The organism is Conexibacter stalactiti, assembly GCF_033542075.1.
GTDB lineage: Bacteria > Actinomycetota > Thermoleophilia > Solirubrobacterales > Solirubrobacteraceae > Conexibacter > Conexibacter stalactiti.
Genome location: NZ_JAWSTH010000050.1, coordinates 16519 through 43257, shown reverse-complemented (window position 1 = coordinate 43257; position 26739 = coordinate 16519). Strand labels below are relative to the sequence as shown.

Below are 26739 nucleotides of genomic sequence, written 5' to 3'. Positions count from 1 at the left end.
CAGCACGAGGGTGGTGCCGGCCCCGGCGCCCGCGGCCGCGACGCTCGCCCGCGAGCCGGGCGCGGCCGCGGCGGGCGCGCGCGCCGGCTCCTCCACCCCGTAGACGAGCCCGGCGCGGTCGAGCGTCTCCATCACACCTCCTTGACCGGCTCGCCGATCGCGTTCTCGCCGGCCGTGAAGCCGTTCGTGATCGCCGGCCCGAGCGTGCCGCCGGCCGACCAGTAGGCCTGCCCGGCGAGCGAGGCGACGCAGTTGCCGGCGCCGTACAGCCCCGGGATCGGGCGGCCGTTGACGTGCTGGACGCGGCCGGAGGCGTCGACGACCGGGCCGCCGTTGGTGTCGAGCGTGCCGCCGCCGATCAGGATGCAGTGGTACGGCCCGCTCGGGCTGAGCGGATACATCGACGGGTTCTTGCTGTTGCCTCTGCGGCGCGGGCCGCCCCATGAGACCTGGATCGGCGTCGAGCCGCGGCCGAAGTCATCGTCGCGACCGGCGCGGGCGAAGCCGTTGAAGCGGTCGATCGTGCGCTGGAGGTTGTCGGCGAAGCCGTCGTCGAGCCGCACGTCGGGGCCGATCGCGCCGTTGACGGCGACTCTGCCGCGCAGTCTGTCGAGGCGCGTCTGCACGTTGGCGGCCAGCTCGCCGATCGTCGCGCCGCTGACCACGTACGGCGCTCTCGTGCCCGGTCTCGGGAAGGGCATGCCGTACGCCTGGTACGGGTCGTTCGCGACGGTGTCGTCGTAGACCATGAACTGCACGAGGTTGGGGTACTCCGAGCGCGTCGTGTCCCACACGAAGTGGCTCTGCGTGTGCTCGTTGTACGGCGTCTTCTCGCTCGCGACGCGGTCGCCGAAGCGGTTGACCATGATCATCGCGTCGCCCGGCGGGATCCACAGGTCGTCGACGACGCTCGAGTTCGCCAGCGCCTGCTCCAGCACGTGCTGGACGAAGAAGCCGTTGCGCATGTTCCCCAGCCGCGCGCCGAGCTGGGTCGCCATGTCGATGAAGTCGCCGGTGTTGGTCGGGACCGCGCAGCCGCCGAAGATCGGGCCCTTGAGGTAGTTCATCACCTTGCTGCGGTCCTGCGTGAAGCCGCCGGTGCCGAAGACCACGGCGCGCTTGGCGCGGTAGAGCCGGTCGCCTCTGTCGGTCTGGACCTGCACGCCGACGACCTCGCCCTTGCCGTTGGTCGCCAGCTGCACGACGTGCTGTCCGGTCAGCACTCTCACGCCCGCTCTGCGCGCGTAGGTCGCAAGACCGGTCATGAGGCTGCCGCCACCGCCGCCCTCGGCGCCGGTCGGATGGAGCGTGCGGCCATACGGCGCCTTGTTCTCCGCCAGCTCGGCGTGGTACTCGGGGTGGGTCCACTCGATCCCGTCGGTCGCCGTCTGTCCGGGGCGCAGCTCGGCGATCTGCGATCTCAGCACGCCCATTCTCTCGATCCGCTCGATCACGGCCGGCGCGAGGTCGAAGTACTTCGAGATCAGCCCGTGGCTGAACTCGCCGATGCCGAGGTCGGGCGACTGCGGATCGTAGACGCTCGGGTAGGCGAGCCGCGCCATCAGCTTGACGGCGTCGTCCTTCGGGTCTCTGACACCGTGCTCGCGGCGCATCACGTGGTTGTTGGGGATCCAGTAGGCGCCGCCGGAGCGGGCGGTCGTGCCGCCGATCGCCGGCGCCTTCTCCAGCAGCAGCACTCTCGTGCCGCCCTGCGCGGCACCGACCGCGGCCGCGAAGGCGGCACCGCCACCGCCGACGACGATCACGTCGGCCTCAGCGTCGAACGAGCGGCCGGCTGCCCGCGCCGCGCGCGGCATGCCCGCCAGCGCCGCGCCACCGGTGACCGCGCCCGCCGCGGCCAGCAGCGAACGTCGCGAGACCTTTGAACCGTGCTGCACGGCGTCGTCGCCCATCTCTCTCTCCCAACTCACACAATATTGCGCACAGACTGCGGCCGACTATCGCATATTCTGCACACGTCGTGTACGGTCTCCTCGCGCCGCGAAGCGCGTCCCGTCGACTGGAGAGAGCCGCCCATGCCGTCCCGAGCCATCCCGCTGTTCGCCGTCCTGCTCGCCTGCCTCGGGCTGACCTTCGGCCTCGCCGCCTGCGGTGGCGACGACGAGAGCACGACCGCCTCGATCGAGCTGACCGACCTGCCCGCGGATCCGCAGGGCGGCTCCGAACCGGATGCGTCCCAGCCGCCGGCGAGCAGCGACGACGACGGCGGCGCTGCGGCCGGTGACGGCGGCGATGACGACGCCGGCGCCTCGGATGGCGGCAGCGCCTCGGCCGGCGGCGGCGCGGCCGACGACGAGGGCAAGGCGATCTTCACGCAGAGCTGCGCCGGCTGCCACACGCTCGCCGATGCCGGCGCGAGCGGCTCGGTCGGCCCCAACCTCGACGACGCCAGACCGACGGTCGAGGCGGTCGCGGCGATGGTCAGAGGCGGTGGCGGCGGGATGCCGTCGTTCGGCGGCACGTTGCAGCCGGAGCAGATCGACGCCGTCGCGGCGTACGTCGCGGGCGCGGCAGGGTCCTGAGTGACGCCGTCGTCGGCGCGCGCGGGGTGGCGCCGCGCGGCACGTCGCGGCGGGCGTGTCCGCGCCTGAGCGGCCCCGGTAGATTTCCGTCGCGGGCCGCCGGCGGCCCGCGACGATGACCGACCTGCCCGATCCACCACTCGGCCCGCGCCTGCGGGAGCTGCGCCAGCGGCGCGGTCTGTCGATCAAGGCCGCCGCCGACCAGGCCGGGCTGTCGGCCTCCTTCCTCTCGCTCGTCGAGCGCGAGCAGAGCGACCTCGCGATGAACCGGCTGCTGCGTCTGCTGCAGATCTACGGCGCATCGCTGCGCGACCTCGCCGGGCCGCCGACGGCGCCCTCCGCGGTCGTCCGGCACGGCCAGGAGGCCCATGCGCACTCGCCCGGCGAGCACATCGAGGCGTTCATGCTCGTCGCCGACACCGATCGCCCGCTCGTGCCGATGGTGTGGGTCTATGAGCCGGGCGCGGCGATGAAGGAGACGGTCGCGCTCCCGACCGACCACTTCAGCCACGTGATCGCGGGCAACGTGACCGTCGAGACCGACGACGGCGCCCACGCGCTCGGGCCCGGCGACACGATCTACCTGCGCGCCGGTCGCCGCTTCCGCATCCGCAACGGCGACGACGGCACCGCGCGAATCCTCGGCTGCGGCATCGCGACGCACGCCAGCGCGCTGTTCGGATCTGGCTGAGCGGGGGCGTCAGGCGGCGACGCGGTGTGCGATCGCTTCGGCGAGCTGCGCCGCCGTCGCCTCGGCGCGCACGGTCACGTCGTGGTGGGTGAAGCGCAGCAGCGTCACGCCGCGCAGCGCCAGCCAGTTGCCCTTCTCGCGATCTCTCTGGAAGACGACGCGCGTGCCGTGGTCCTGCCAGCCGTCCAACTCCACCGCGAGCCCCGCCTCCGGCCACCACGCGTCGACCTCTCTGCCGTGCACGTGCACGTTGGTGCGTGGACGCGCCGCCCGTCGAAGCTCCGCAGTCGCTCCGCCTGCTGCACCGCCGCGGCGAGATGGTCCTTCGGCAGGGTTCCCGCGAGATCGACCAGCGTCCGCGCGACCGTCGTGACGGGAAGGCCGTCGATGCGAGTGACGTGCGCCGGCGGCAGGCTCGCGCGGTGGATGCGGATGCCGGGCTGCGTCCGCCGCTGCTGTGCCACCGTGACGTCGGTGTCGCGGTGGTTGGCGGGACGCAAGTTGTGGAGGCCGGCGGCGTCGCGGTGACTCAAGACGGCTCCCGGTCCCACCGCAAACAGCGCCGCGAGAGAGATGCCGCTCGGACGGAGGCGGCGGTGCCCGTGCTGTCGATCTGCCAGGGCGGCCAGCGCCCGATCCGGATGACCGTGAAGTTGCTGTTGCTGAGCAACAGCAACTTCACGCGCATCGGATCGGCGGGCGGGCATGGTCGGAGCCTGCCAGCGACTCCTGTGGAGGCGCTACTCCTGGTTGCGACGAGACTGCACCGCCCACCAGCCTTCGCACACCGGGGCGACGGTGGTGTCGACGAACGAGCGGTGGCGTGGGTCGGCCATGTACGCCGCGAGGGCGGCCTCGTCGGCGAAGGGGATCGTGACAGTGGCGTCTCCCGCGCGAGGGTGGTCGCCGAGCAGACCGAGGTCTGCGGCGACCGTGCCGGGTCCGGCGGCGTGCGGCGGATCGGCGGCGAAGCCGTCGAGCGCAGTGAGGAAGCGCTCGCGCGCGGCCGCGTCGGCGGGCCGGCGGAGGCGGAAGAGGACGTGGTGGTCGATCATCGGATGGCGGCCGTCGCGCGGGTCTTCGGTATGGGCGGCGGGGTCGTGGCGATGTGCGCACCGGCGACGGCATCCGGGGCCGACCAGGGCGCGCCGCGCAGCAGCTCGCTCGCGCCGTCGTCGCCGACCACCACGGGGCCGCCGGTCACCCACGTGCCCAGCGCCGCTCTGCGAACGCCGACGTGGACCGCGATCACCTGACCGACGGCGATCCGCTCGCCGAGGCCGGCGAGCAGCCGCGGGCGCTCGGGTGTCTCGAGCCCGATCCCGTGGCCGAAGTCGTACTCGCGGCTCCCGAGCAGGCCGTGGCGAGCCAGCTCGGCCTCGCCGGCCGCCACGACCGCGTCGACCGGCGTGCCTGGCGCGATCGTCGCGATGATCGCGGCGCGCGCCCGCTCGCAGGCGATCCGTGCCGCCGCGCAGCGCTGGGCGGCGAGGCCCTCCGCGTACGTGTGACAGACATGGCCGCTGCCGTCGGGCAGCTGGATCGTCAGCTCGACGCCGATCGGCCCATCGAGCGGCAGCGGCGCCCCGTGCGGCTCGGTCACGACCGCGCCGTCACCGGCCCCCACGAGGCAGAGCGCGCGCGTCGCCCCGCGCGCCCGGCAGGCGGCCTCGACGGCGGCTGCAAGGGCGAAGTCGTCGCTCCACTGGGTGCTGGACGCCCCCGCCCACAGGGCGGCGGAGCAGATCGCGGCCGCGCGCTTCAGCGCGGCGATCTCGGCGGGGCCCTTGATCGCTCGCCAGGCGTTCAGCTCGTCGTCGAGGCGCTCGTGGGCGATCCCGCAGCGGGCGAGCTCGGCAGCCACCTCGACCGGCAGCTCGTCGATCGCGACGTCGCCGGCGACGATCCCGATCGCGCGCGCGGCGAGCGGCACGACCGCGATCGGCAGCGGCGCCTCGACGCACGGCAGTCCGCTCTCGCGCGCCGCCCGCTCCAGCTCGAACGGGAAGCGCACACCGAGCGTCGCCTCACCGTCGCGGCCGATCCACAGCGCCGCCCAGTTGGTCGCGAACCCCGGCGTGTAGCCGCAGCACCACGCGACCGCCGCGCGCCGCCACGAGAAGACGAGCACCCCGTCGAGCCCGCGCGCCGCCGCCAGTGCCGACAGCCGCCTGCGGCGGGCGGGGAAGTCGATCACGACACCCCTTCCTCCGCGCTCGTCCGGCTCCACACCCGCCGCGCCGGATCAGCCAGCAGAGCCGCGTGCGCGTCGGCGATCATCGCGCGCACGCTCAGCTCCGGCACCGTCAGCCCGAGCGACTCCAGCCGCGCGAGGTCGAGCACGTAGGAGTCGTTCGGGAACGGGAAGACGCAGTTCGCCGCGTCGAAGACGGCGGAGCCGTCGCCGGTCGGGCCGCCGCCGACCGCGCGGGTGCGCGCCGCGACGCCGGCGACCGACGCGCACAGCTCGACGAAGCCCGCGAGCGAGACCAGCTCGCGCGTCGCGACGTTGAGCGGGACGAAGCCGGGCGCCGCCGGCCGCTCCGCCAGCGCGACCGCGACCGCGCCGACCTGCGCGACGTGGACGAACTGGATCAGCGCCGCGCCGCCGCCGGGCAGCAGCAGCTCGGCGCCGTCGAGCAGGCGGTTGAGCACGAACTCCTCGCGCGGGGCGTAGTTGCGCGGGCCGAGCACGTACGGCAGCCGCAGCGCCCACGTCACACGCCCGTCGCCGGCGCGCAGCGAGCGCAGCGCCCGTTCGCAGGCGAGCTTCTCGGCCGCGTAGGCGCCCCACAGCGGCGCCGGCCCCTCCGGGCCGTCCTCGCGCCACGGGAAGGTCGGCTGCGGCGCGTACACCGCGCCGGTCGAGACGTGCACGAAGCGCGGCACGCCCGGCAGCGTCCGCGCGAGCGCGCGCGTCTGCTCCTCGCTGTACGCCGACAGGTCGACGACGGCGTCGAAGGCGTCGGCGCGGGCGGCCAGCGCGGCGAGCGTCGCGGGGTCGGAGCGGTCGCCGAGCACCTCGGCAACCGGCGCCGAGAAGTCGGCCGCGTGGCTGCCGCGGTGGACGACCGTGACGCGGTGGCCGCGGACGAGCGCGGCCTCGACGACCGCGCGGCCCATGAAGCGGGTGCCGCCCATCACGAGCAGGTCGAGCTGGGCGGCGGGCGTCATCGCGCGGCGCTCCGGCGACCGCCGATCCGCAGCGGGCTCACGCCGGCACCGCGACCGTCTCGCGCAGCGCCGCCGCGATCTGCTCCGCGCCCGGCACCAACGCTCTCTGCAGCACCGGCGCCGCCGGGATGCGCGAGTCGGGCAGGCCGACGCGCACGATCGGCGCCTCCAGCGACCACAGCGCCTCGTTCGCGATCCGCGCCGCGACCTCGGCGCCGAAGCCGCCGCTGACGTTCGCCTCGTGGGCGATCACCAGCCGGCCGGTCTTCTCGACGCTCGCCGTCACCGTCGCGGTGTCGAACGGCGCCAGCCAGCGCGCGTCGATCAGCTCGACGGAGACGCCCTCGTCGGCGAGCTGCTCCGCCGCCGACACAGCCGCGCCGAGCATCGCGCCCCACGTCACGAGCGTCACGTCCTCCCCCGCGCGCCGCACGCGCGCGCCACCGACCGGCTCAATCGGGCCGTCGACCGACACCGGGGCTCTCGGGCCGAAGTACAGCGAGCGGTGCTCGATCACGACCGCGGGATCGTCGGCGGCGATCGCCGAGAGCAGCATGTCGTAGGCGTCCTGCGGCGTCGCCGGAAGGCCGACGATCAGCCCCGGCACGTGCGCGAAGATCGCCTCCAGCGACTGCGAGTGCTGGGCGCAGGAGCCGGCCAGCACGCCCTGCTGCGTGCGCACGGTCAGCGGCGCCGTCAGCTCGCCCTGCGAGACGTAGCGGACGTTCGCCGCCTGGTTGACGATCTGGTCGAGCGCGACGAGGAAGAAGTCGACCCACATGATCTCGACGATCGGGCGGCGGCCGCGCACCGCGGCGCCGATCGCGCCGCCGAGGATCGCGGCCTCGGAGATCGGCGTGTCGAAGACCCGCTCGCCGAAGCGGTCGCGCAGCCCCTTGGAGGCGGTGAAGACGCCGCCGGGAATCGCGAAGTCCTCGCCGAAGGCGATCGCCTCGGGGAACTCGTCCATCGCGCGATGGAGCGCGGCGTTGACGGCGGAGACGTAGTTCAGCTCAGGCATGGAGGTGCTCCCGCACGGTCGTGGTGTCGGCCGGCTCGGCGGCGAGCGCGGCGGCGGCGGCGGCGTCGATCTCGGCCTCGACGGACGTGACCAGCTCCTCGAGCGAGTCCGCGGACATGCCGCCGTCCAGCAGCGCGGCGCGCGCCACCACCAACGGCTCGCGCTCGCGCGCGGCGGCGACCTCGCCCTCCTGGCGATAGGCCTCGCCATCGCCGATGTAGTGGCCGACGAGCCGCTCGGTCATCGTCTCGACGACCGTCGGCCCCTCCCCCGCGCGCGCCCGCGCGGCCGCCTCGGCGACAGCGTCACGAACGGCGAGAGGATCGTTGCCGTCGACGCGCACGCCGGGGATCCCGTACGCGGCGGCGCGCTTCCACAGCTCGTCGTCGCGGACCATGTCCTTCGTCGGCGTCAGCTCGGAGTATCTGTTGTTCTCGATCACGAAGATCACGCCGAGGTCGAAGGCGGCGGCGAAGTTGAGCGCCTCGTGGACCGATCCCTGGTTCATCGCCCCCTCGCCGAAGGCGGTCAGCGCGATCGCGCCGGAGCCGTCGTATCTGGCCGCCAGCGCGGCGCCGGCGGCGATCGGCGCGCCGCCGCCGACGATCGAGTTCTCGCCGTAGAAGCCGTAGCTCGGCGCGGAGAAGTAGGCCGAGCCGCCGCGGCCGCCGTTGACGCCGGTGCGCTTGCCGAGCAGCTCGCCGAAGAGCGCCTCCGCCGGCACGCCGCAGGCGAGCGCCCAGCCGTGGCCGCGGTAGGTCGAGAAGAGCGCGTCACGCTCCTCGAGCGCCGCGCGCGCGCCGACCGGGATCGCCTCCTGGCCGATGCAGAGGTGGACCGAGCCGATCACCTCGCCGGCGTGACGCATCTTCTCGATCCGCTCCTCGAAGCGGCGGATCCGCAGCATCGCCGCGAACTGGCCGGCGAGCGCGGCGCCGGCCGGACCGGCGGGCGCGGCCGCGGGGGTGGTCGTGGTGGTGGGGGTCATCAGACGAGCGCTCCGTCATCGGTGGTGTGCGGTGAGAGGGGCCGCTGCCACGCCGCCAGCGCGGCGTCGCAGACGGCGTCGGGGTCGCCGACGTAGTCGGCCGGCGCGATCGGCGCCGCCAGCGCCGCGTCGAGCCCGGCGGCGCTGACGTGCTCGGCCAGCACGGCGGCGAGCGGCCGGTCCTCGGCCGCCGACTGCTGCGCGGCGGCGTAGACGAGGTCGTGCGCGCGCTCGCGACCGACCTGCGGCGCCATCGCGATCATGTGCGCCTCGGCCATCACGCGGCCGTCGGTCGCGCCGAGGTTGCGCAGCATCCGCTGCGGGTCGACGCGCAGCTCGGCGGCGACCTCGTGCGCGGTCGCCAGGGCGCCCGCGGCGAGCACGGCGACCTGCGGCAGCACCTGCCACTCGATCTGCCACTCGCCGGCGGCGCGCTCATGGCCGGACTCCATCGCGCGGTAGAGCGCGGCGGAGAGCGCGGCGGCGCTGGCTGACATCCCGATCACGGCCTCGGAGCCGATCGGGTTCGCCTTCTGCGGCATCGTCGAGGAGGCGCCGCGGTGGTGGCCGGCCGCCTCGGCGACCTCCTGCACCTCGGTGCGCGAGAGGTCGATCACCTCACGCGCGAAGCGGGCGGCGGTCGCGGCCAGCATCGCGGCGACCGCGCCGAACTCCGCCAGGCCGTCGCGCGCGACGTGCCACGGCACGCCCGCGTCGACCAGCCCGAGCCGCTCGGCGAGCCCTTCGCGGATCGCGTCGCGCTCGCTGCCGAGCGCGGCGTTGGTGCCGCCGGCGCCGGCGAGTGAGACGACCGCGACGCGCGGCAGCAGTGCGGCCAGCCGCTCGCGGTGGCGGGCCAGCTCGGCGACGTAGCCGGCGAGCTTGGCGCCGAAGGTCGTCGGGACGGCGTGCTGCGCGTGCGTGCGACCGGCCATCGTCGAGTGGCGATGGGCCTGCATGTGGCCGACGAGCGCGTCGCCGAAGGCGTCGCAGAGCCGCTCCAGCCGCGCGACCGCCTCGGCGAGCTGCAATGCCAGGCCGCTGTCCATGATGTCCTGCGTCGTGGCGCCGTAGTGGACGCGGCCCGCGGCGCCGTCGGGCAGCGCGCCGGTCAGCTGGCGCACGAGCGGGAAGATCGGGTAGCCGACGTTGCGCGCCTCGTGCCACAGCGCGTCGAGGTCGACGAGGTCGGCGTCCGCGGCAGCGCCGGCGATCTGCTCGGCCTGCTGCGGCGAGAGCACGCCGACCTCGGCCTGCGCGGCGGCGAGCGCCGCCTCGACGCGCAGCCACGAGCGCACAGTCGCGCGCTCGGAGAAGATCGCCGCCATCTCCGGGTCGCCGTAGAGCCGCTCCAGCAGCAGGAACGGGGAGGTCGTGCTCATGCCGTCACCTCGGCCCGCGACGGCGCCTGCACCAGCTCGACGGTGATCCCGTCCGGATCGCGTACGTAGACGGTCCGCCCGCCTCTGTTGATCCCGGCGACGATCTCGACCGGTTCGGAGACCGGCGTGCCGCCGGCGGCGACCATCCGCGCGACGATCTCGTCGAGCGCGTCGGTCTCGAAGGCGATGTGGCCGCTGCCGGTGGCGTTGGTGCCCGGCGCGATCGTCTCGCCGCGCGGCCGTACGTACTCGCACAGCTCCAGCACGTGGCCGGAGCGGCCGGGCTGACCGCCCGGGAGCGCGAACTGCGCGACGCGCAGCCGCGCGTCCGGGTACCCGATGAACGTCGAGGTGTACGCGTTCTCCTGCTCCTGACGGTGGCGCAGCTCGAGGCCGACAGCCTCCGTGTAGAAGGCGATCGAGCGCTCGATGTCGCTGACGGTGAAGCCGGCGTGCCAGACGGAGTTGATGGTCATCGGGAGGGTGCTCCTTGGTGGGCTGTCGGTGAGGCGTCCAGCAGCTCGGCGGCGCGCCTGGCGGCCGTCGTGAGCCCGGTCGAGAGGTCTTCGCCGTGCCAGATGGCAGCTTCGGCCATCTCGCTGAGCACGGTCGTGAGCGCCGGCAGACGGGGCGTGCGCGGCATCGTGACGGCGCCGCGGTGCGCCTCCTCCAGGACGGCGTAGTAGGGCGCGAGCGCCTGCACGGAGGGGTCGGCCCAGCTGTCGCGGCGGGTCGCGGTCGCGCCCTCCTCGGCGGTGATCAGGTCCATCCGCGCGCTCGCGACGTGGCGCGCGACGGCGCGCGCGAGCGGCAGGTCGCGGCTGCCGGCGCCGACGACGAGCACCCAGTAGACGTTGAGCGCGCGACCGGGCGGCGGGGCGCAGGCGACGAGGTCGCGGGTCGGCGAGCCGGGCGCCTGCGCGAGCGCGGCGAAGCCTGCCCAGTTGACCATCAGCGCGCCGTCGCCGGCGGCGAAGCGGGCGCCGGAGGCGACGCTGTCCCAGCCGCGCGCGGCCGGGTCGACGACGCCGTGGACGTGCCACAGGTCGTGCAGGAAGCGCAGCGCCTCGCGGCCGGCGTCGCCGGCGAAGGCGGGGCGGCCGTCGGCGTCGAGCAGCTCGCCGCCGCGAGCGGCCAGCTGAGCGACGAAGTCGTAGACGTCGTTGTGGCCGTCGGAGGCGCCGGCGAGGACGGTGCCGTAGCGGCCGGCGGCCGGCTCGCTGAGCCAGCGGGCGGCAGCGAGGAAGCCCTCCCAGTCGCGCGGCGGCTCGATCCCGGCGCGCTCCAGCAGGTCGCGGCGGTAGAGCAGCATCGTCGGCCCGTCGTGGTAGGCGGCGCCGTAGACCTCGCCGTCGGCGTCGGTCTGCAGGCCGCGCAGCGACGGCGTCCACGCCCGCTCCCAGTCGTCGGGCAGCGCGTCGGCGAGCGGCGCGACGTGGCCGTCGGCGATCAGCTCGGGCAGCCAGTCGGTCGGCACGAGCGCGAGGTCGAGGCGGCCGTCGCGCAGCGCGCCGTCGTCGAGCAGCAGCGCGCGCAGCTCGCCAAGCGGCAGCCACTGATCCTCCAGCAGCGGCGGCGCGGCAGCGCCGTCCTCGAACGCGGCGACCTGGCGGCGCAGGGCACGCGCGAACGGGTCGAAGCGGCGGCCGGCGACGTGCAGCGGGCGAGCGGACATCAGTCGAACTCCAGCCCGCCGCAGACGTTGAGCGCCTGGCCGGTGACGTAGGCGGCGGCGTCGGAGAGCAGGAACAGGACCGCGCCGGCGATCTCGTCCGGCGTGCCGAGCCGCTTCAGCGCCATCCTGTCGGTCAGCGCGTCGAGGTATCTCTGCCCGGCGCCGGCGCCGAACTCGCGGTCGAGCCCCTCGATCCGCTCCTCCCACATGCGCGTCATGATCACGCCGGGGCAGATCGCGTTGGCGCGCACGCGGGCCGGGCCGAAGGCGAGCGCGGCCGAGCGCGCGAGCGAGATCACGGCCGCCTTGGAGGCGGCGTAGTGGGGCGCGTCGCCGCGGCCGCCGCGACCGGCGACCGACGAGAACAGCACCAGCGAGCCGCCGCGGCCGGCCGTCTCCAGCGCCGCGCCGGCCTCCTGCACGAGGTCGAACATCGCGGTCGCGTTGACGTTCATGACCGCGTCCCACTCCTCGCGCGGCAGCTCCGCGAACGGCCGCGTGCCGGAGATCCCGGCGCACGCGACGAGCCCGTCGAAGCCGCCGTCGGCGACCGTGTCGGCGACCAGCGCGGTCGTCGACGCGCGCTCGCCGAGCGTCGCCGGGCGCGCGACCACCTCGGCCCCGGCGGCGCTCAGCTCGGCCGTCGCGGCGTCGAGCGCGTCGCCCGGCAGGTCGGACAGCACGACGCGCGCGCCGGCCGCCGCGACCGTCGCGGCGGTCGCACGGCCGAGGCCGGCAGCGGCGCCCGTGACGATCACGGTCCGTCCCTCCAGGCAGCGCCCGAACGGCGATGCCGGCTGCTCAGCCATGGAGCGCCTCCGCGCGGGCGGGCGGGGTGGCCGTGGACGTCGCGGCCGGGCCGGCGGGGGTCGAGGCGCCGTCCTCTGGCGGCTCCGGCGCGCTGCCGGCGCGCGCCTTGCGGCGGCTGGCGACGGTGTAGACGCCGGCGGCGACGATCAGCACCACGCCCTCGATCAGGTCCTGGTAGTTGGCACCGAGGTTGAGGACGTTGAAGCCGTTGGCGATCGTGAACAGGAAGAGCGCGCCGACGACCGACGTGATGACGCTGCCGGAGCCGCCGAACAGCGACGTGCCGCCGAGGATCGCCGCGGCGATCACGGTCAGCTCGAGGCCGTTGAGCGCGGTCGGGTTGGTCGCGCCGAGCTTCGCGCCGTAGAGCACGCCGACGACGCCGGCGGCGGCGCCCGTCAGCACGAACGGGACGACCTTGTAGCGCGCGACGTTGATGCCCGAGAGGCGCGCCGCCTCCATGTTCGCGCCGGTCGCGTAGAGGCGCCGGCCGACGACGGTGAAGCGCAGCACCGCCCACGTCATCAGCGTGATCGCGGCCATGTACCAGACCGGCTTCGCGTAGCGGAAGCCCATGTCGCCGGCGAAGCCCGCGATCGCCAGGATCGCGCCGCCGCCGCCGAGCACCGCCAGGCGCCGGCCGCGATGGCCCGCGGCGAAGGCCGCGCCGGCCGCCAGCAGCGCCAGCACGCCGAGGATCACCGGCACGTTGACGGTCCAGAAGCCGGACTCGATTGACTGCAGCGCGGTGCGCGCGTCGGAGCTCTCGGCGGTGATCGTGCGGCCGTCGGTGAGGATCAGCACGACGCCGCGCAAGGCGGTCATCGTGCCGAGCGTGACGATGAAGGCGTTGATGCCGAGCACCTGCACGATCAGGCCGTTGACGAGGCCGGCGGCGGCGGCCGCGCCGATCGCCAGCAGGACCGCGACGACGACGCCGCGCTCGTCGATCACGCTCAGCGAGATCGCCGCGGCGAGCGCACCGATCGAGCCGACCGAGAGGTCGAAGTTGCCGCTCACCAGGACGACCGTCATGAAGACCGCGAGGATCCCGACGAGCGACGCCTGGTCGAGGATGTTGGCGACGTTGTCGCCGCCGAGGTAGTTGGGGCGGCCGGTCGCGGCGCTGACGATCGTCAGCACGACCACGAGCAGGATCAGCGCGTAGACGATCCCGAGGTCACGCACCCGCAGCAGGTCGAGCACCCCGCGTCGCTGCTTGTCACGCTGCATGCTGCATCTCCTTCTCCAGTCCGCTGGCCAGACCGACCAGCTCGTGATCGGAGGTGGCGCCCGAGGCACGCTCGGCCACCACTCTCCCCCGCCGCAGCACCAGCACGCGGTGCGAGACGGCCAGCAGCTCCGAGAACTCCGAGTCGGCGACGAGCACCGCCGCGCCGCTGCGCGCCAGCTCCCGCACCAGCTCGACGATGTCGGCCTTGGCGCCGATGTCGATGCCGGAGCCGGGCTCGTCGAGCAGGAAGACCCGCGCGCCGCTGTACATCCACTTCGCGAAGACGACCTTCTGCGCGTTGCCGCCGCTCAGCTCGCCGACGAGCGCGTCGGGGCCGGGAGCCTTGATCTTCAGCGCTCTGATCGCGTCGCGGGCGCGCTCGCGCTCGCGCTCGGAGTCGGGCAGCGCGCGACCGCGCGAGAGCGTCGGCAGGTCGGTGATCGAGGCGTTGCGCCAGATCTCGAAATCGGGGAAGAGCGCCTGCTTGCCGCGGTCCTCCGGCACGAGCGCGAGCCCGGCGGCGACGGCGGCGCGGGGCGAGCGCGACAGCTCTCTGCCCTCCATGCGGACCGTTCCGCGCGCGTCGGGATCGGCGCCGAAGATCGCGTGCAGCAGCTCCGAGCGGCCGGAGCCGAGCAGGCCGGCGATGCCGACGATCTCGCCGGCGCGCAGTCTCAGCGAGACGCCCTGCAGGCGGTCGCCGGAGCGCAGGTCCTCGACCTCCAGCAGCAGCGGCGCGTCGGCCGGCGGCAGGTCGATCTCCTGCTGCTCGACGCGCAGCAGCTCGCGGCCGACGATCGAGCGCACGAGCGCGTCCTCGGTGAGGTCGTCGGTCACGTCGTCGGCGACGACGCGGCCATCGCGCAGGACGGTGACGCGATCGGTCAGGTCGAGGATCTCGTCGAGGAAGTGGGTGACGTAGAGGACGGCGGTGCCGCTCTTGGAGAGGCGGCGGACGGCCTCGAAGACGACCTCGCGCTCGCCGCGCGCCAGCGACGCGGTCGGCTCGTCGAGCACGAGCAGTCTCGCGCCCTGCGCGATCCCCTGGAGGATCGCGACCATCTGGCGCTGCCCGATCGACAGCTCCTCGACGGTCGCGTGCGGGTCGATCGCGTAGCCGATCCGCTCCAGCAGCTGCGCCAGCTCGCGTTCCAACTTGACGCTCGAACGGCGCCAGCCGGTGCGGCCGAGGAAGACGTTCTCGATCACCGTCAGCGTGTGTGCGAGCGGGATGTGCTGGTAGACGGTCGCGACGCCGGCCGCCTGCGCGTCGGCGGGGACGGCCCACGCCTGCGACGCGCCCTCCCACTCGATCGCGCCGTCGGTCGCCGGCACCGCGCCGGAGAGGACCTTGATGAGGGTCGACTTGCCGGCGCCGTTGGCGCCGACGAGGCCGACCACCTCCCCGGCGCCGACCCGCAGGTCGACGCCGGAGAGTGCGACGGTTCCGCTCGGATAGACCTTGCGGACGCCGCGCATGCTCAGCAGCAGCGGGCTGTGCTCACCACTGGGCATTGCATTCGCTCGCGTTGGCTCTGGTCGTCGCCGGCGTCTCGTAGCTGACGAACTCGGCCTCGACCGGTCTGTCGCCGGTCAGGTCGCCGACGATCGTCTCGAGCGCCACTCTGCCGAGCTCCTCCGGCAGGTAGCAGACGGTGCCGGCCATCTCGCCGGCCTCGACCGCGTTCATGCCGAGTCTGGAGCCGCCGACGCCGACGACCTTGACGTCGCGGTTGGCCTGTCCGACCGCCTTCGTGCAGCCGACGGCCATGTCGTCGGAGTGCGAGTAGACCAGTCTCAGGTTCGGGTGTGCGGCGAGCATGTTCTGACAGACCGCCTCGCCCTTGTCGGGCAGCCAGTCGCCCGGCTGCGACGCGACGGTTCTGAAGCTTCTGCCCGATCTGGCGAGGACCTCATCGAAGCCGACCTGGCGCAGCTTGCTCTCGGCGAAGCCGGCGGCGCCTTCGAGGATCGCGATCTCGCCGCCGTCGGGCAGCTCTCTGATGACGATCTCGGCGGCCTTCTCGCCGGAGGCGACCTCGTCCTGCGTCACGAGCGCGGCCAGTCTCGGGTAGACGTCCTTCAACTCGCGCTCGCTCGGATCGCCGACCTGCGAGGCGACGGCGACGACGGGGATACCCTCGGCGTCGGCCGCGTCGACGAGCCCCTGCGCGATGCCGGAGTCGACCGGCAGCAGCAGGATCCCGTCCGGTCTCTGCGCGATCAGGTCCTGCATGTCGTTGGCCTGCTTGTCGGGATCGCTCTTGCCGTCGAGCTCGACGATTCTGATCCCCTGCTCCTCGGCCGCGGCCTTGATGCCGCGGCTGATCGCGGCCGGGAAGGGCGCGGCGAGGCCGAGGTTGGAGACGCCGATCGTCAGATCGCCTGCGGACTTCGCCGCCTGCGTGCTGCCGCCGTCGTCGTCGCTCCCGCCCTCCGAGGCGCCGCAGCCGGCGCCCGCGATGGCGAGCGCGACGGTTGCAAGCGCGATCCCGGTTCTCCGGGAGACCTGGTGCATCTTCATCGACCCTTCTCCTCCTGGTGAGTCAATCGATTGACCCGCATCGCTATCTCTCCTCCGAAACCACATTTCCGGGGGCCCCTACGAACTCGCTGCCGGCGGAGCGGTCGAGGCGCGCTCGACCAGCTCCAACTCGCCGTCGACGACCTCCTCGATCGGCGCATCGGGCGCCGTCGAGGCCAGCAGTTCGATCGCGCGCGCGCCGAGTCGTTCCAGCGGCGTGCGCACCGTCGTCAGCGCCGGCCGCAACACTGCGGCCAGTGGCAGGTCGTGGACAGCCACGACCGACAGCTCTTCCGGCACCCGCACGCCGGCCTCCGCGGCCGCCGACAAGGTGCCGATCGCGGCCGCGACGTTGGCGACGAGCACCGCGGTCGGGCGCTCGGCGCGCGCCAGCAGCTCGCGCGTCGCGCGCGCGCCGCCCTCCGGCGTGTAGTCGGAGACGACGACGGCGCGCGCCGGCGTCGCCAGCCCGGCCGCTCTCATCGCCGTTCTCCAGCCGCGCATGCGGCGGCGTGCCGTGTCGGCGTCTCTCGGCCCGGCGACGTGCGCGATCCGCTCGTGGCCGAGGCCGATCAGGTGACGAACGGCCAGGCCGGCCGCCTCCTCGTCGTCGAGCACGACCCAGCGGCGCGCTCTCGGCAGCCTGCGGTTGACCAGCAGCCACGGGATCCCGCGGCGGTCGAGCTCGTCGAGCTGCGCGCGGTCGGTGTGGTCGCCGGCCAGCAGCAGGCCGTCGACGCGGCCGCGGCCGATCACGTCGAGGTGGTGGGCGGCCTGCTCGGCGCCGGCACCGACGCTGCCGGTCATCAGCACGCAGTCGCGCGCGATCGCGGCCGACTCGGCGCCCTGGATGATCGAGGCGTAGACGGGGTTGCCGAAGTCGGGGATCAGCAGGCCGTAGGTGTCGGCGCGGCGCGTGCGCAGGCTGCGCGCGAGGGCGTTGGGGCGGTAGTCGAGCGCCCGCACCGCTTCGAGCACGCGCTCGCGCGTCTCCTCGCGGATGTTCAGGCGCGGGTCGTCTCTGAGCACGCGCGAGACGACCGAGCGGTCGACCCCGGCGCGCGTGGCGACGTCGAGCAGCGTGACCGCCTTGGTCGCCTGCGCGGGCGTCTTCGTCGTCTTCGTCGTCGCCGTCGTCGTCGCTCGCGCGGGCGTCTTCGTCTCGGTGGGCGGGGTCACGCCGCCACCCTCTCATAGGACGGCCGCTCGACCTCGCGGTTCTCGGCCGAGCGGTAGAGCGCCTCGACGACGGCGAGCGTCTTGAGGTTGTCGGCACCCGCGGTGCGCGGGGCGGGACCACCGGCCGCGGCGAGCATCAGCGAGCCGATCGGACCGGCGAAGGCGTCGGGGATCCAGCGCTGCGTGACCGGGTACGGCAGCCAGCCGTCGGTCGGCAGCGTGCGGCTGAAGACCTCGACCGTGTCAGGGCGGCCGTGCGGGTAGTCGTACAGCAGGCCGAAGGTGCCGCGGATCGAGCCCTCGGCGCCGTCGATGCGGAAGCGCGCGTGGTGATCGCCGGCGATGTTCTCGTGGTTGGAGTGGACGACGGCGAGGCGGTCGCCCGGGAAGGTCAGCGTCGCCACCGTGCGCGTCTCGCCGCGGGCGCTTTGGCCGGGCCGGCGGGAGAGCACGCAGTGGACCTGGTCGGGATCGCCGAAGAGGTCGCGGATCGCGTCGATGTAGTGGATCGAGTGGAACATGATCTCCAGCCGCGGCGTCTCCATCAGCCACGACCAGGCGCTCCAGTCGGTCGCGATGTCGACGTCGATCGAGATCGCGGTCGGCGTGCCGATCCAGCCGGCCTCGATCATCGCGCGAGCGGCCGCGACGCCCTCGTCGAAGCGCAGCTGCTGATTGACGGCGAGCTGCACGCCGGCTTGTTCGGCCGCCACGACCAGCTCAGCCGCCTCTGCGAGCGTCGGCGCGAGCGGCTTCTGGCAGAGGACGTGCTTGCCGGCGGCGATCGCGGCCTTTGCGATCTCGACCTGCGCGCTGGCAACGACGGCGATGTCGACGACTTCGACGGCGGGATCGGCGAGGAGGGTCTCGAGGTCGTCCACGACAGGGACGCCGTGGCGGGCGCCGACCTCGCGGGCGCGCTCATGGTCGCGGTCGTGGATGCCGTGGATCGTGAGACCCGCTCTGCGGTAGGCCGGCAGGTGGGCGGCGTCGACGATCGCGCCGGCGCCGACGATGCCGACGCCGAGGCGCCGCTCGGCGGGGATCGAGAGGTCGCAGGCGACGGCGACCGGTTCGAGCTGGTGGAGCATGGTCGGCTAGGCCCCCGCTCCGGTCGTTGCGCTCTCCGGCGCGGCGGCATCGGGTTCGGCCGCGCCGGGCGCGGCGGGCGCGGCGGCCGCGACCTCCGCGACCGTGCCGCGCAGCCGCAAGCCGTAGAAGCTCTGCGCCGTCCCGCCCCAGATCGCCGCCTGCTGCGCCGCCGGGAGGCCCGCGAGCAGCCGCTCGGTCTCGCGCACGACGTCGGCGTACTCGCCGGCGAGCCGCGCGATCGGCCAGTCGCCGCCGAACATCAGGCGGCCGGCGCCGAAGCAGTCGAGCGCGTGGTCGACGTAGCGCTCCAGCGCCGCCGCGTTCCACGTCGCCGGGTCGGCGGCGGTGTTGAGGCCGCTGACCTTCGCGCAGACGCCCGGGACGGCGGCGGCCTCGGCCAGCAGCGACGCCCACGGCTCCCAGCCGCGGTCGGCGATCGGCGGCTTGGCGAGGTGGTCGACCACGATCCGCAGGCCGGGCACCTGCTCGGCGACCCGCGGCACGAGCGCGAGGTGCTCGGGCAGCACGGCGACGACGTCGAAGGGGATGTCATGCGCGGCGAGCACGCCGAGCGACTCGAGCACCTGCGGCCGCAGCAGCCAGCCGCTGTCGGGCTCGTCGTGGATCAGGTGGCGCATGCCGACGAGCAGCGGCTCCTGCGCCCAGGCGCGCGCGCCGGCCTCGGTCGCGGTCGGGTCGAGCAGGTCGAGCCAGCCGACGACGCCGGCGATCCACTCGTGCTCGCGAGCGTGGGCGAGCATCGCGGCGGTGTCCTCGTGATGGTCCTCCGCCTGCACGAGCACGGTCGCGTCGATGCCGGCGGCGACCAGCTGGGGGAACAGCTCGGCGGGCTCGTAGGAGCGGTTGACCGGAGCCGGCAGCGCCGCCAGCGTCGGGTAGCCTCCCGTCTCGATCTCCCAGACGTGCTGATGCGCGTCGATCCTCACCACCGGTCTCTCCTCCGATCGAATCCGCCGGGGAGAGTAACACAAGACAATCGTTTGTCTAGGTCAATCGGTTGACTGGCGTGTCTCCGCGCTGCTGCCCGCCCTCCGGCGACGCCGCCGGCGCCGGCTCCTCGCGCCTTCGCTGCCCCGGCCAACGACCGCTGCGAGGGTGAGCCGGCGGGGGAGCGCTCGGACTCCGCCGCTCTCTACCCCGCCCGCCAACCGCGCGCCCGACCTCTTCACGCCGCCCGGTGCTCGCGGTTTGCCAGCGCTTCGGCGAGCTGAGCCGCGACGCGCTCGGGGCGGCGCATCACGTCGTCGTGAGTGAAGCGCAGGAGGGTGATGCCGCGCAGCGCCAGCCAGTTGCCCTTCTCGCGATCTCTTTGGAAGACCACGCGGGTACCATGATCGCGCCAGCCGTCGGCCTCGACCGCCAGCCGCGCCCGCGGCCACCAGGCGTCGACCTCTCTGCCGTGGACATGGAGGTTGGTGCGCGGACGCGGCAGGCCGTACCGGTCGACGAGCGCGAGGAAGCGGATCTCGAGCGTCGAGCGGGTCAGCTGCGTCTCGATCCCGCGCAGCTCGGCCAGCAGTGCGGTCAGCGCGGCGTGTCCGGTGCCGTGACGGTTGCGCGTCCGGGCCAGCGCGCGCTCGACCGCCCGCCCGTCGAAGCTCCGCAGCCGCTCTGCCTGCTGCACCGCCTTCGCGAGATGGTCCTTCGGGACGACGCAGGCGAGGTCAACCAGCGTCCGCGCCACCGTCGTGACGGGGAGGCCGTCGATGCGAGTGACCTCGTCGGGCGGGAGGATGGCACGGTGGATGCGGATGCCGTCGATCGGCGCCCGCTTGGCGTCGATCGTGACCTCCGAGTCGCGATGGTTGGCCGGGCGCAGCTGATGGAGGCCCGCCGCGTCGCGGTGACTCAGCACGGCACCGCGTCCCACCGCCAACAGCGCCGCGAGGGAGGTGCCCTGCGGACGGAGCCGGCGGTGACCAACGGCGTAGACGCCCCGGTGGATTCTGATCAGCGAGCCGCGCTCCAAGCGGGTGCGGATCATCGCCGGCGTCAGTCCCGCTGCAGTGATTTGCCGCCGAGATACAACACCGTGCTGGCGGTCTGCCAGGTCACGAAGCGCGGCGTCGGGAACAGCGGTCGATTGCTGTTGTCTATCAACAGCAATCGACCGGTGTTCGGGGGCTCGGCCGGTCATGGCGCCGAGCATCACAGTCCCGTTGCGAACGGCGCAAGCGCCGATTCGCAACGAAACTGTGGAGAGACTGCTACGCCGGCGTGGCGACGCCGTCGAGGTAGAGGTCGCCCTTGTCGGCGGCCTCGACCAGCGACGCCGGCGGGTTGAAGCGGTCGCCGTACTTGGCGGCCAGCTCGCGCGAGCGGGCGACGAAGCCGGCGACGCCGCCTTCGTAGCCGTTGATGTACTGCAGCACGCCGCCCGACCAGGCCGGGAAGCCGATGCCGAAGATCGAGCCGATGTTCGCGTCGGCGACCGACTCGATCACGCCCTCGTCACGGCACTTCACGGTCTCGATCGCCTCGATGAACATCATCCGCTCCTCGAGGTCTCTCAGCGAGATCGAGGAGGGGTCGGCGACCGGCGGGAAGGCGTCCTTCAAGCCCTCCCAGATGCCCGTGCGCTTGCCGTCGGCGTAGGAGTAGAAGCCCTTGCCCTCCAGCTTGCCGGGGCGGTCGAACTCGTCGAGCATGCGGTCGATCACGATCTCGGAGGGATGCTCGTCCCAGCCGCTGCCGACCGCGTCGCCGGCTGCCTTCGCGGCGTTGCGGATCTTGCGCATCAGCTTCAGGTTCAGCTCGTCGGACAGCTGCAGCACCGGCGCGGGGTAGCCGGCCTGCGAGGAGGCCTGCTCGATCGTCGGAGCGGGGATCCCCTCCGTCAGCATCGAGATGCCCTCGTTGATGAACGTGCCGATCACGCGCGAGGTGAAGAAGCCGCGCGAGTCGTTGACGACGATCGGGGTCTTCTTGATCTGCTTCGCGACGTCGAGCGCGCGATAGAGCGTCTCGTCGCTCGTCGCCTCGCCCTTGATGATCTCCAGCAGCGGCATCTTGTCGACCGGCGAGAAGAAGTGCAGGCCGATGAAGTCGTTCGGCCGCGAGACGCCCTCGGCGAGCTGCGTGATCGGCAGCGTCGAGGTGTTGGAGCCCAGCAGCGCGCCCTCGGCGAGGAACGGCTCGATCTCCGCGAACACTCTCGCCTTCACGGCCGGATCCTCGAAGACGGCCTCGATCACGAGGTCGGCGCCGGCCGCGGCCGAGGGGTCGGTCGTCGGCGTGATCAGCGCCAGCAGCGCGTCGGCCTTCTCCTGCGTCGAGCGACCGCGCGAGACGGCCTTGTCGAGCAGTCTCTTCGAGTAGTCCTTGCCGCGCTCGGCAGCCGCCTGGTCGACGTCCTTGAGCACGACCTCGATGCCGGCCTTCGCGCAGACGTACGCGATCGCGGCGCCCATCATGCCTGCGCCGAGCACGACGACCCTCTTCGAGCGGAACGGCTCGATCTCGGCCGGACGGCCGCGGTCGCCGTTGACCTGCTGGAGGTCGAAGAAGAACGCCTGGATCATGTTCTTCGCGACCTGGCCGGTGGCGAGCTTGACGAAGTAGCGGCCCTCGATCTCGATCGCGCTGTCGAAGTCGACCTGCGCGCCCTCGATCGCGGCCGCCATGATCGCGGCCGGCGCCGGGTAGTTGGCGCCCTTCAGCTGCTTCTTCAGGTTCGCCGGGAAGGCCGGCAGGTTCATCGCCAGCGCCGGCGTCGACGGCGTGCCGCCGGGGATCTTGTACTTCTTGTCCGCGTCCCACGGCTGCTGCGCCTCGGGGTTCTCCGCGATCCACTTCTTCGCGGCCGGGATCAGGTCGTCCTTCGACGCGACCAGCTCGTCGAAGATCCCCAGCTCGACCGCCTTGCCCGGGCGGACTCTCTTGCCCTGGAGCAGGAACTGCATCAGCGCGTTGACGATGCCGAGCATGCGCACGGTGCGCACGACGCCGCCGGCGCCGGGCAGCAGGCCGAGCGAGACCTCGGGGAAGCCGATCTGGATCTTGCTGTCGTCGACGACGATGCGACGGTGAGTCGCCAGCGTGATCTCGAGGCCGCCGCCGAGCGCGGTGCCGCCGACGGCCGCGACGACCGGCTTGCCGAGCGTCTCCAGGCGCCGCAACTGGCCCTTCACCTCGCGCAGGAAGGAGGCGAACTCCTCGGCCTGCTCGGGCGTGACCGCTCTGAGGTTGTTGAGGTCGCCGCCGGCGAAGAAGGTCGACTTGCCCGACGTCACGATGACGCCGGAGATCGACTCCTTCTCAGCCTCGAGTCTCTCGATCGTCGCCGCCATCGAGCGGACGTACGCCTCGTTCATCGTGTTGGCGCCCTGGTTCGGGTCGTCCAACGTCAGGACGACGACGCCGTCGGCGTCCTGCTCCCAGCGAATCGTGCTCTCGCTCATCAGATCGCCTCCACGACGGTCGCGATGCCCATGCCGCCGCCGACGCAGAGCGTGGCGAGGCCGTACTTGCCGCCCGTGCGGTGCAGCTCGTCGATCAGCGTGCCGAGGATCATGCCGCCGGTCGCGCCGAGCGGGTGGCCCATCGCGATCGCGCCGCCGTTGACGTTGACCTTCTCCATGTCGAGGTCCATGTCCTTGACGAAGCGCAGCACGACGGCCGCGAACGCCTCGTTGATCTCGACGAGATCGAGCTGGTCGGCGGTCAGGCCGGCCTTCGCGAGCGCCTTCTTCGACGCCGGCGCCGGGCCGGTCAGCATGATCGTCGGATCGGCGCCGGAGACGGCCGTCGCGAGGATGCGGGCGCGCGGCTTGAGGCCCAGCTCCTCGCCGGTCTGCGCGTTGCCGATCGCCAGCAGCGAGGCGCCGTCGACGATGCCGGACGAGTTGCCCGGCGTGTGCACGTGGTCGATCCGCTCGATCCAGTGGTACTTCTGCAGCGCGACGGCGTCGAAGCCGCCCATCTCGCCCATCGCGGCGAACGACGGCTTCAGTCTGCCGAGCGTCTCCGTCGTCGTGCCGGCGCGGATGAACTCGTCGTTGTCGAGCACGACGTGGTCGTTGATGTCGAGCACCGGGACGACCGAGTCCTTGAACTTGCCGGCGGCCTGCGCGGCGGCGGCGCGCTCCTGCGAGCGGACGGCGTAGGCGTCGACGTCGTCGCGCGTGAAGCCCTCGACGGTCGCGATCAGGTCGGCCGAGATCCCCTGCGGGACGAAGTCGGTCTCGAGGTTGGTCGCCGGGTCGAGCGCCCAGGCGCCGCCGTCGGTGCCCATCGGCACGCGCGACATCGACTCGACGCCGCCGGCGAAGACGAGGTCCTCCCAGCCGGAGGCGACCTTCTGGGCGGCGACGTTGACCGCCTCCAGGCCGGAGGCGCAGAAGCGGTTGAGCTGCACGCCGGCGACGGTGTCCGGCAGGCCGGCCTTCAGGGCCGCCGTCTTGGCGATGTCCATCCCCTGGTCGCCGACCGGGGTGACGCAGCCGAGCACGACGTCGTCGACCCGCTTTGGATCGAGCGAGACGTTGCGCGAGAGGATCTCGTGCATCAGGCCGACGACCAGGTCGACCGGCTTCGTCGTGTGCAGCGATCCGTTGCTCTTGCCCTTTCCGCGCGGTGTGCGGATGGCGTCGAAGACCAGCGCTTCGGTGCTTGGCATCTCTCCCTACCTCTGTTGGGCTCGATCTGAGGCGGCCTGATTGGCCAGTCAGCCAATATCGTGGCAGGTCCGGCCACGGCGATGTCGAAGCATCCGCTTCACAGCGCGGTCACAGCCTGCTTCCGCCGCCATCGTAGCCTTGTCGAAGGTGCACGAACCCCAGTCAGGATCGACGATTCATGCCCTCCTGGCGCTGCTCGGCGCGCTCGCGACGATCGCGGCCGTGGCGGCCGTCGCGGGGGCCGTGCTGCTCGCCGACGGAGCTCCCGCCCACGCGATCGACCACGCGCACGAGCCGCTGCTGGCTCATCTCGTGCTGGAGTGGCCGCTGGTCAGCGCGCTGGCCGTGCTGGCCGCGATCGCGGCCTGGCGCGGATTGAGCGTCGTGCGCGCACACGCGCGGGCGGCAGGGCGGATGGCCCCGGCGCTGGCGGCGGCGCGGCCGCAGTTGGTCGCCGGCATCGCGGTCGGCGTGATCGACGACCTCCGCCCCGCCTCCTTCTGCGCCGGCCTGCGGCGGCCGCGGGTCTACGTGACGCGGGGGTTGTTGGAGGCTTTGGCGCCCGATGGGGCGGCGGGCGCGCGCGACGCGCCGACCCCGCTCCGCGCACTGCTCGCGCACGAGGACGCGCACGCGCGGCGGCGCGACCCGCTGCGGCGGCTCGCCTGCGAGCTGGCGAGCAGAGCGCTCTTCTTCCTGCCGGTCTTGCGGCCGTTGTGCGCCCGCAGCGCGGCGCTCGCCGAGCTGCGCGCCGACGCCGCCGCGGTCGCCGCCTGCGGCGGCGATCCCCGCCCGCTGGCACGGGCGCTGCTCGCGGTCGAGCGGGCGCAGCGCACGCCGCTGGCGATCGACCCCGAGCGGATCGACTCGCTTGCCGGCGTGCGGGTGCCGTGGGCGCAGCCGGCCGGCGCGACCGCCGCCGCGCTCGGCACGCTCGCGCTGGTGCTCGCCTGCCCGGTGCTCGCGGTCGAGCACACGACCGGCCGCGCGCTCGACCTCGCGCCGTTCGGCCTCCACCTCTGCCTCGCGGTCGTGCTGGCGCTGCCGTGCGCGGCGGCCGCGACGCTGCAGCTCGCGCGCGCGGCGCGCCAGGGCCTCGCCCCGGTACCGTCGGCGTCATGAGCGAGGCCACGCCCCCGCCATCGATCGTCGGCGCCGAGCGCGAGCTGATGGAGGCGCTGTGGGCGGCCGGCGGCGCCCGCACCGTGCGCGAGCTGCTCGACCTGCTGAACGCGAGCGGTGGCAGAGCCCGCGCCTACACGACCGTCATGACGATGGCCGTGCGGCTGCACGCGAAGGGGCTGCTGGAGCGCCGCCGCGACGGCAAGAGCGACCGCTACCGGCCGGCGCTCGGCCGCGACGCCTACCTCGCCGCGCGCGCTCGCGCCGAGGTCGACGCGCTCGTCGGCGAGTTCGGCGACGCCGCGCTCGTCCACTTCGCGCGCCAGGTCGGCGAGCTCGACCCGGAGCGCCGCGCGCGGCTGGAGCAGCTCGCGCGCGGGGAGGTCGCTCCGGGCTGAGCGCCGCGCGGGGCCGACGCGAGCCGCGACGGCCTGCGCCAGCCGCTCAGCGCGACTTTCTGAACGTGACGCTGTACCGCGTCGAGCTGCTCAGCCAGCCGCCCTCGATCTTCTCTCTGCGGTTGACGTTGAACAGCATCACCGCCTGGCCGGGACCGGCCGCCAGCGTCCGGTGCGCCTCGGCGTTGGCGCGCGCGACCTCCGGCTGCAGCGGATCGAGCGCGTCGGCGTACATCTCGAACGGGCAGTCGGGCTCGACCGTCGGCCGCTCGAACGAGGCGTACGTCGCGCCCGCGTAGAGGCCGTATCTGTTGTCCCCGTGGAAGACGTAGCCGAGGTCGAAGAAGGCCGGGCGGCCGCCCGTGCGGATGCATCTTCTTCTCTCGCTGCCGCCCGCGCCGCCGGCGGTGCCGCCGCCGCAGTCGCCCGAGGTCCCCTTGTTCTCGCTGCTGTCGCGCTCGGCCTCGATCCGGATCGGGATCATCGGCTCGAAGCTTCTTCCGGGCACGAGCAGCATCGGCCACCCGGAGGCGGTCGGCACGTGCTGGACGTAGTAGCCGTCCTTCGATCTGAACGTCAGTCTCTGGACGCCTCTGCCGTTGTCGACGACCGTGCAGCCGCCGGTCGTTCTGTTGCGGTCATACGACCATCTCGACGTCTGTCTGCCCTCGATCGTGACGGCGTAGTTCCATCTCTTCCCTCTCACCGCTCTCGGCGACTCCGTCACGACGATCGAGTCGACGACCGACGATCTCGGGAAGGGCGCGGGCGTCTTCGCCGTGCGGACGTTGAACTGGCGCACCGCGTCGGTCGTCGTGCCGTCGGCGGCGGTGACGCTCATCGTGACGTTGCCGACGAGCGCGAGGCCGGCCGGCAGCGACTCGCGCGCGACCGCCTGCACGTCGACGGGTACGACGATTCTGATCTCCTGCGGCTTGCCCGCCGCCAGCTTGTAGGTGCCCTTCAGCGGGCCGGCGGCGGCGTGCGGGAGCTGCTGCGGTGTGCCGCCGCGCGTCTTGTAGCGCAGCACGTTCAGCTCTCTCAGCTTCAGCGTGCAGCCCGGCCTGCAGCTCGCTCTCAGCTCCAGCTCGCCGAGTCGCGGATCTCTGCCCGGCGCCGTCAGCTCGAAGGCGGTGACAGTTGCGGCGGCGGAAGCGGCGGCCGGCGATGCCACGACGGCGGCCACGGCGAGCAGGGCTGAGAAGACGAGCGTGCGCATAGAGCGGCGACGGTAGGAGGACCGCCGCGACCGTGCATCGGGGCACCC

25 protein-coding genes are annotated in these 26739 nt (G+C 73.2%); 4 read left to right on the top strand and 21 right to left on the bottom strand.

The features are described 5' to 3' along the window. Positions 1-131: 131 nt before the first annotated feature. Complete coding sequence (locus R7226_RS18030; protein WP_318598632.1) at positions 132-1913, bottom strand: FAD-dependent oxidoreductase; 1782 nt, start codon at positions 1911-1913, stop codon at positions 132-134. Positions 1914-2036: 123 nt separating this feature from the next. Here R7226_RS18030 and R7226_RS18025 point away from each other — a divergent pair, with 123 nt between their 5' ends. Together R7226_RS18025 and R7226_RS18020 are read left to right on the top strand one after the other, a co-directional pair. Continuing rightward, positions 2037-2543, top strand: a complete 507-nt coding sequence (locus tag R7226_RS18025) for a c-type cytochrome (RefSeq protein WP_318598631.1) — start codon at positions 2037-2039, stop codon at positions 2541-2543. A gap of 115 nt (positions 2544-2658) precedes the next feature. After that, positions 2659-3234 carry a helix-turn-helix domain-containing protein gene (locus tag R7226_RS18020; protein WP_318598630.1) on the top strand — a complete coding sequence of 192 codons (576 nt, stop codon included), beginning with the start codon at positions 2659-2661 and terminating at the stop codon, positions 3232-3234. A gap of 9 nt (positions 3235-3243) precedes the next feature. On the opposite strand, the gene R7226_RS18015 is transcribed toward R7226_RS18020, so the two are convergent. The 19 genes from R7226_RS18015 to R7226_RS17925 all read right to left on the bottom strand — a co-directional run bounded on the left by R7226_RS18015 (position 3244) and on the right by R7226_RS17925 (position 23951). Continuing rightward, positions 3244-3477: a DUF559 domain-containing protein gene (locus tag R7226_RS18015; RefSeq protein WP_318598629.1), complete on the bottom strand. Its 234-nt coding sequence runs from the start codon at positions 3475-3477 to the stop codon at positions 3244-3246. Between the two features lie 497 nt (positions 3478-3974). Beyond that, positions 3975-4289, bottom strand: a complete 315-nt coding sequence (locus R7226_RS18010; RefSeq protein ID WP_318598628.1) for a Dabb family protein — start codon at positions 4287-4289, stop codon at positions 3975-3977. Next, positions 4286-5431, bottom strand: coding sequence for a M24 family metallopeptidase (locus tag R7226_RS18005; RefSeq protein WP_318598627.1), 1146 nt, complete (start codon positions 5429-5431; stop codon positions 4286-4288). The genes R7226_RS18010 and R7226_RS18005 overlap by 4 nt, the downstream gene beginning before the upstream one ends. Next, on the bottom strand, positions 5428-6408 hold the full coding sequence (locus tag R7226_RS18000) for an NAD-dependent epimerase/dehydratase family protein (protein WP_318598626.1): 981 nt from the start codon (positions 6406-6408) through the stop codon (positions 5428-5430). Before R7226_RS18000 ends, R7226_RS18005 begins: the two co-directional genes overlap by 4 nt. Before the next feature lie 37 nt (positions 6409-6445). After that, positions 6446-7429 (bottom strand): alpha-ketoacid dehydrogenase subunit beta, encoded by a 984-nt coding sequence (locus R7226_RS17995; protein WP_318598625.1) that lies wholly within the window; start codon positions 7427-7429, stop codon positions 6446-6448. Continuing rightward, positions 7422-8417, bottom strand: coding sequence for a thiamine pyrophosphate-dependent dehydrogenase E1 component subunit alpha (locus R7226_RS17990; protein ID WP_318598624.1), 996 nt, complete (start codon positions 8415-8417; stop codon positions 7422-7424). Before R7226_RS17990 ends, R7226_RS17995 begins: the two co-directional genes overlap by 8 nt. After that, a complete protein-coding gene (locus R7226_RS17985; protein ID WP_318598623.1) occupies positions 8417-9799 on the bottom strand; it encodes a class-II fumarase/aspartase family protein in 1383 nt (460 codons plus the stop codon). Before R7226_RS17985 ends, R7226_RS17990 begins: the two co-directional genes overlap by 1 nt. After that, positions 9796-10275, bottom strand: a complete 480-nt coding sequence (locus R7226_RS17980) for a VOC family protein (protein WP_318598622.1) — start codon at positions 10273-10275, stop codon at positions 9796-9798. Before R7226_RS17980 ends, R7226_RS17985 begins: the two co-directional genes overlap by 4 nt. Next, a complete protein-coding gene (locus R7226_RS17975; protein WP_318598621.1) occupies positions 10272-11474 on the bottom strand; it encodes an extracellular solute-binding protein in 1203 nt (400 codons plus the stop codon). Before R7226_RS17975 ends, R7226_RS17980 begins: the two co-directional genes overlap by 4 nt. Further along, positions 11474-12283, bottom strand: a complete 810-nt coding sequence (locus tag R7226_RS17970) for an SDR family NAD(P)-dependent oxidoreductase (RefSeq protein WP_318598620.1) — start codon at positions 12281-12283, stop codon at positions 11474-11476. The genes R7226_RS17975 and R7226_RS17970 overlap by 1 nt, the downstream gene beginning before the upstream one ends. Beyond that, positions 12276-13517: an ABC transporter permease gene (locus R7226_RS17965; RefSeq protein WP_318598619.1), complete on the bottom strand. Its 1242-nt coding sequence runs from the start codon at positions 13515-13517 to the stop codon at positions 12276-12278. Before R7226_RS17965 ends, R7226_RS17970 begins: the two co-directional genes overlap by 8 nt. Continuing rightward, the gene (locus R7226_RS17960; protein ID WP_318598618.1) at positions 13507-15033 is read right to left on the bottom strand and encodes a sugar ABC transporter ATP-binding protein; all 1527 of its coding nucleotides are present in this window, start codon (positions 15031-15033) and stop codon (positions 13507-13509) included. Before R7226_RS17960 ends, R7226_RS17965 begins: the two co-directional genes overlap by 11 nt. After that, the gene (locus R7226_RS17955) at positions 15020-16042 is read right to left on the bottom strand and encodes a sugar ABC transporter substrate-binding protein (protein ID WP_318598617.1); all 1023 of its coding nucleotides are present in this window, start codon (positions 16040-16042) and stop codon (positions 15020-15022) included. Before R7226_RS17955 ends, R7226_RS17960 begins: the two co-directional genes overlap by 14 nt. A 78-nt stretch (positions 16043-16120) precedes the next feature. After that, positions 16121-17221, bottom strand: a complete 1101-nt coding sequence (locus tag R7226_RS17950; protein WP_318598616.1) for a LacI family DNA-binding transcriptional regulator — start codon at positions 17219-17221, stop codon at positions 16121-16123. Then, positions 17218-18312: a Gfo/Idh/MocA family protein gene (locus R7226_RS17945; protein WP_318598615.1), complete on the bottom strand. Its 1095-nt coding sequence runs from the start codon at positions 18310-18312 to the stop codon at positions 17218-17220. Before R7226_RS17945 ends, R7226_RS17950 begins: the two co-directional genes overlap by 4 nt. Positions 18313-18318: 6 nt before the next feature. Beyond that, on the bottom strand, positions 18319-19263 hold the full coding sequence (locus tag R7226_RS17940) for an amidohydrolase family protein (protein ID WP_318598614.1): 945 nt from the start codon (positions 19261-19263) through the stop codon (positions 18319-18321). A 236-nt stretch (positions 19264-19499) separates the two neighbouring features. Further along, complete coding sequence (locus tag R7226_RS17935) at positions 19500-20483, bottom strand: type IV toxin-antitoxin system AbiEi family antitoxin domain-containing protein (RefSeq protein WP_318598613.1); 984 nt, start codon at positions 20481-20483, stop codon at positions 19500-19502. Between the two features lie 58 nt (positions 20484-20541). Further along, a complete protein-coding gene (locus tag R7226_RS17930; protein ID WP_318598612.1) occupies positions 20542-22734 on the bottom strand; it encodes a 3-hydroxyacyl-CoA dehydrogenase NAD-binding domain-containing protein in 2193 nt (730 codons plus the stop codon). Continuing rightward, positions 22734-23951 (bottom strand): acetyl-CoA C-acetyltransferase, encoded by a 1218-nt coding sequence (locus R7226_RS17925; RefSeq protein ID WP_318598611.1) that lies wholly within the window; start codon positions 23949-23951, stop codon positions 22734-22736. Before R7226_RS17925 ends, R7226_RS17930 begins: the two co-directional genes overlap by 1 nt. A gap of 148 nt (positions 23952-24099) precedes the next feature. Here R7226_RS17925 and R7226_RS17920 point away from each other — a divergent pair, with 148 nt between their 5' ends. Both R7226_RS17920 and R7226_RS17915 read left to right on the top strand, forming a co-directional pair. Then, on the top strand, positions 24100-25074 hold the full coding sequence (locus tag R7226_RS17920) for a M56 family metallopeptidase (protein ID WP_318598610.1): 975 nt from the start codon (positions 24100-24102) through the stop codon (positions 25072-25074). After that, positions 25071-25472, top strand: a complete 402-nt coding sequence (locus tag R7226_RS17915) for a BlaI/MecI/CopY family transcriptional regulator (protein ID WP_318598609.1) — start codon at positions 25071-25073, stop codon at positions 25470-25472. Before R7226_RS17920 ends, R7226_RS17915 begins: the two co-directional genes overlap by 4 nt. A 46-nt stretch (positions 25473-25518) precedes the next feature. Here the strand turns inward: R7226_RS17915 and R7226_RS17910 are convergent, their stop codons facing one another. Then, a complete protein-coding gene (locus tag R7226_RS17910; RefSeq protein WP_318598608.1) occupies positions 25519-26691 on the bottom strand; it encodes a hypothetical protein in 1173 nt (390 codons plus the stop codon). Positions 26692-26739: the final 48 nt, after the last annotated feature.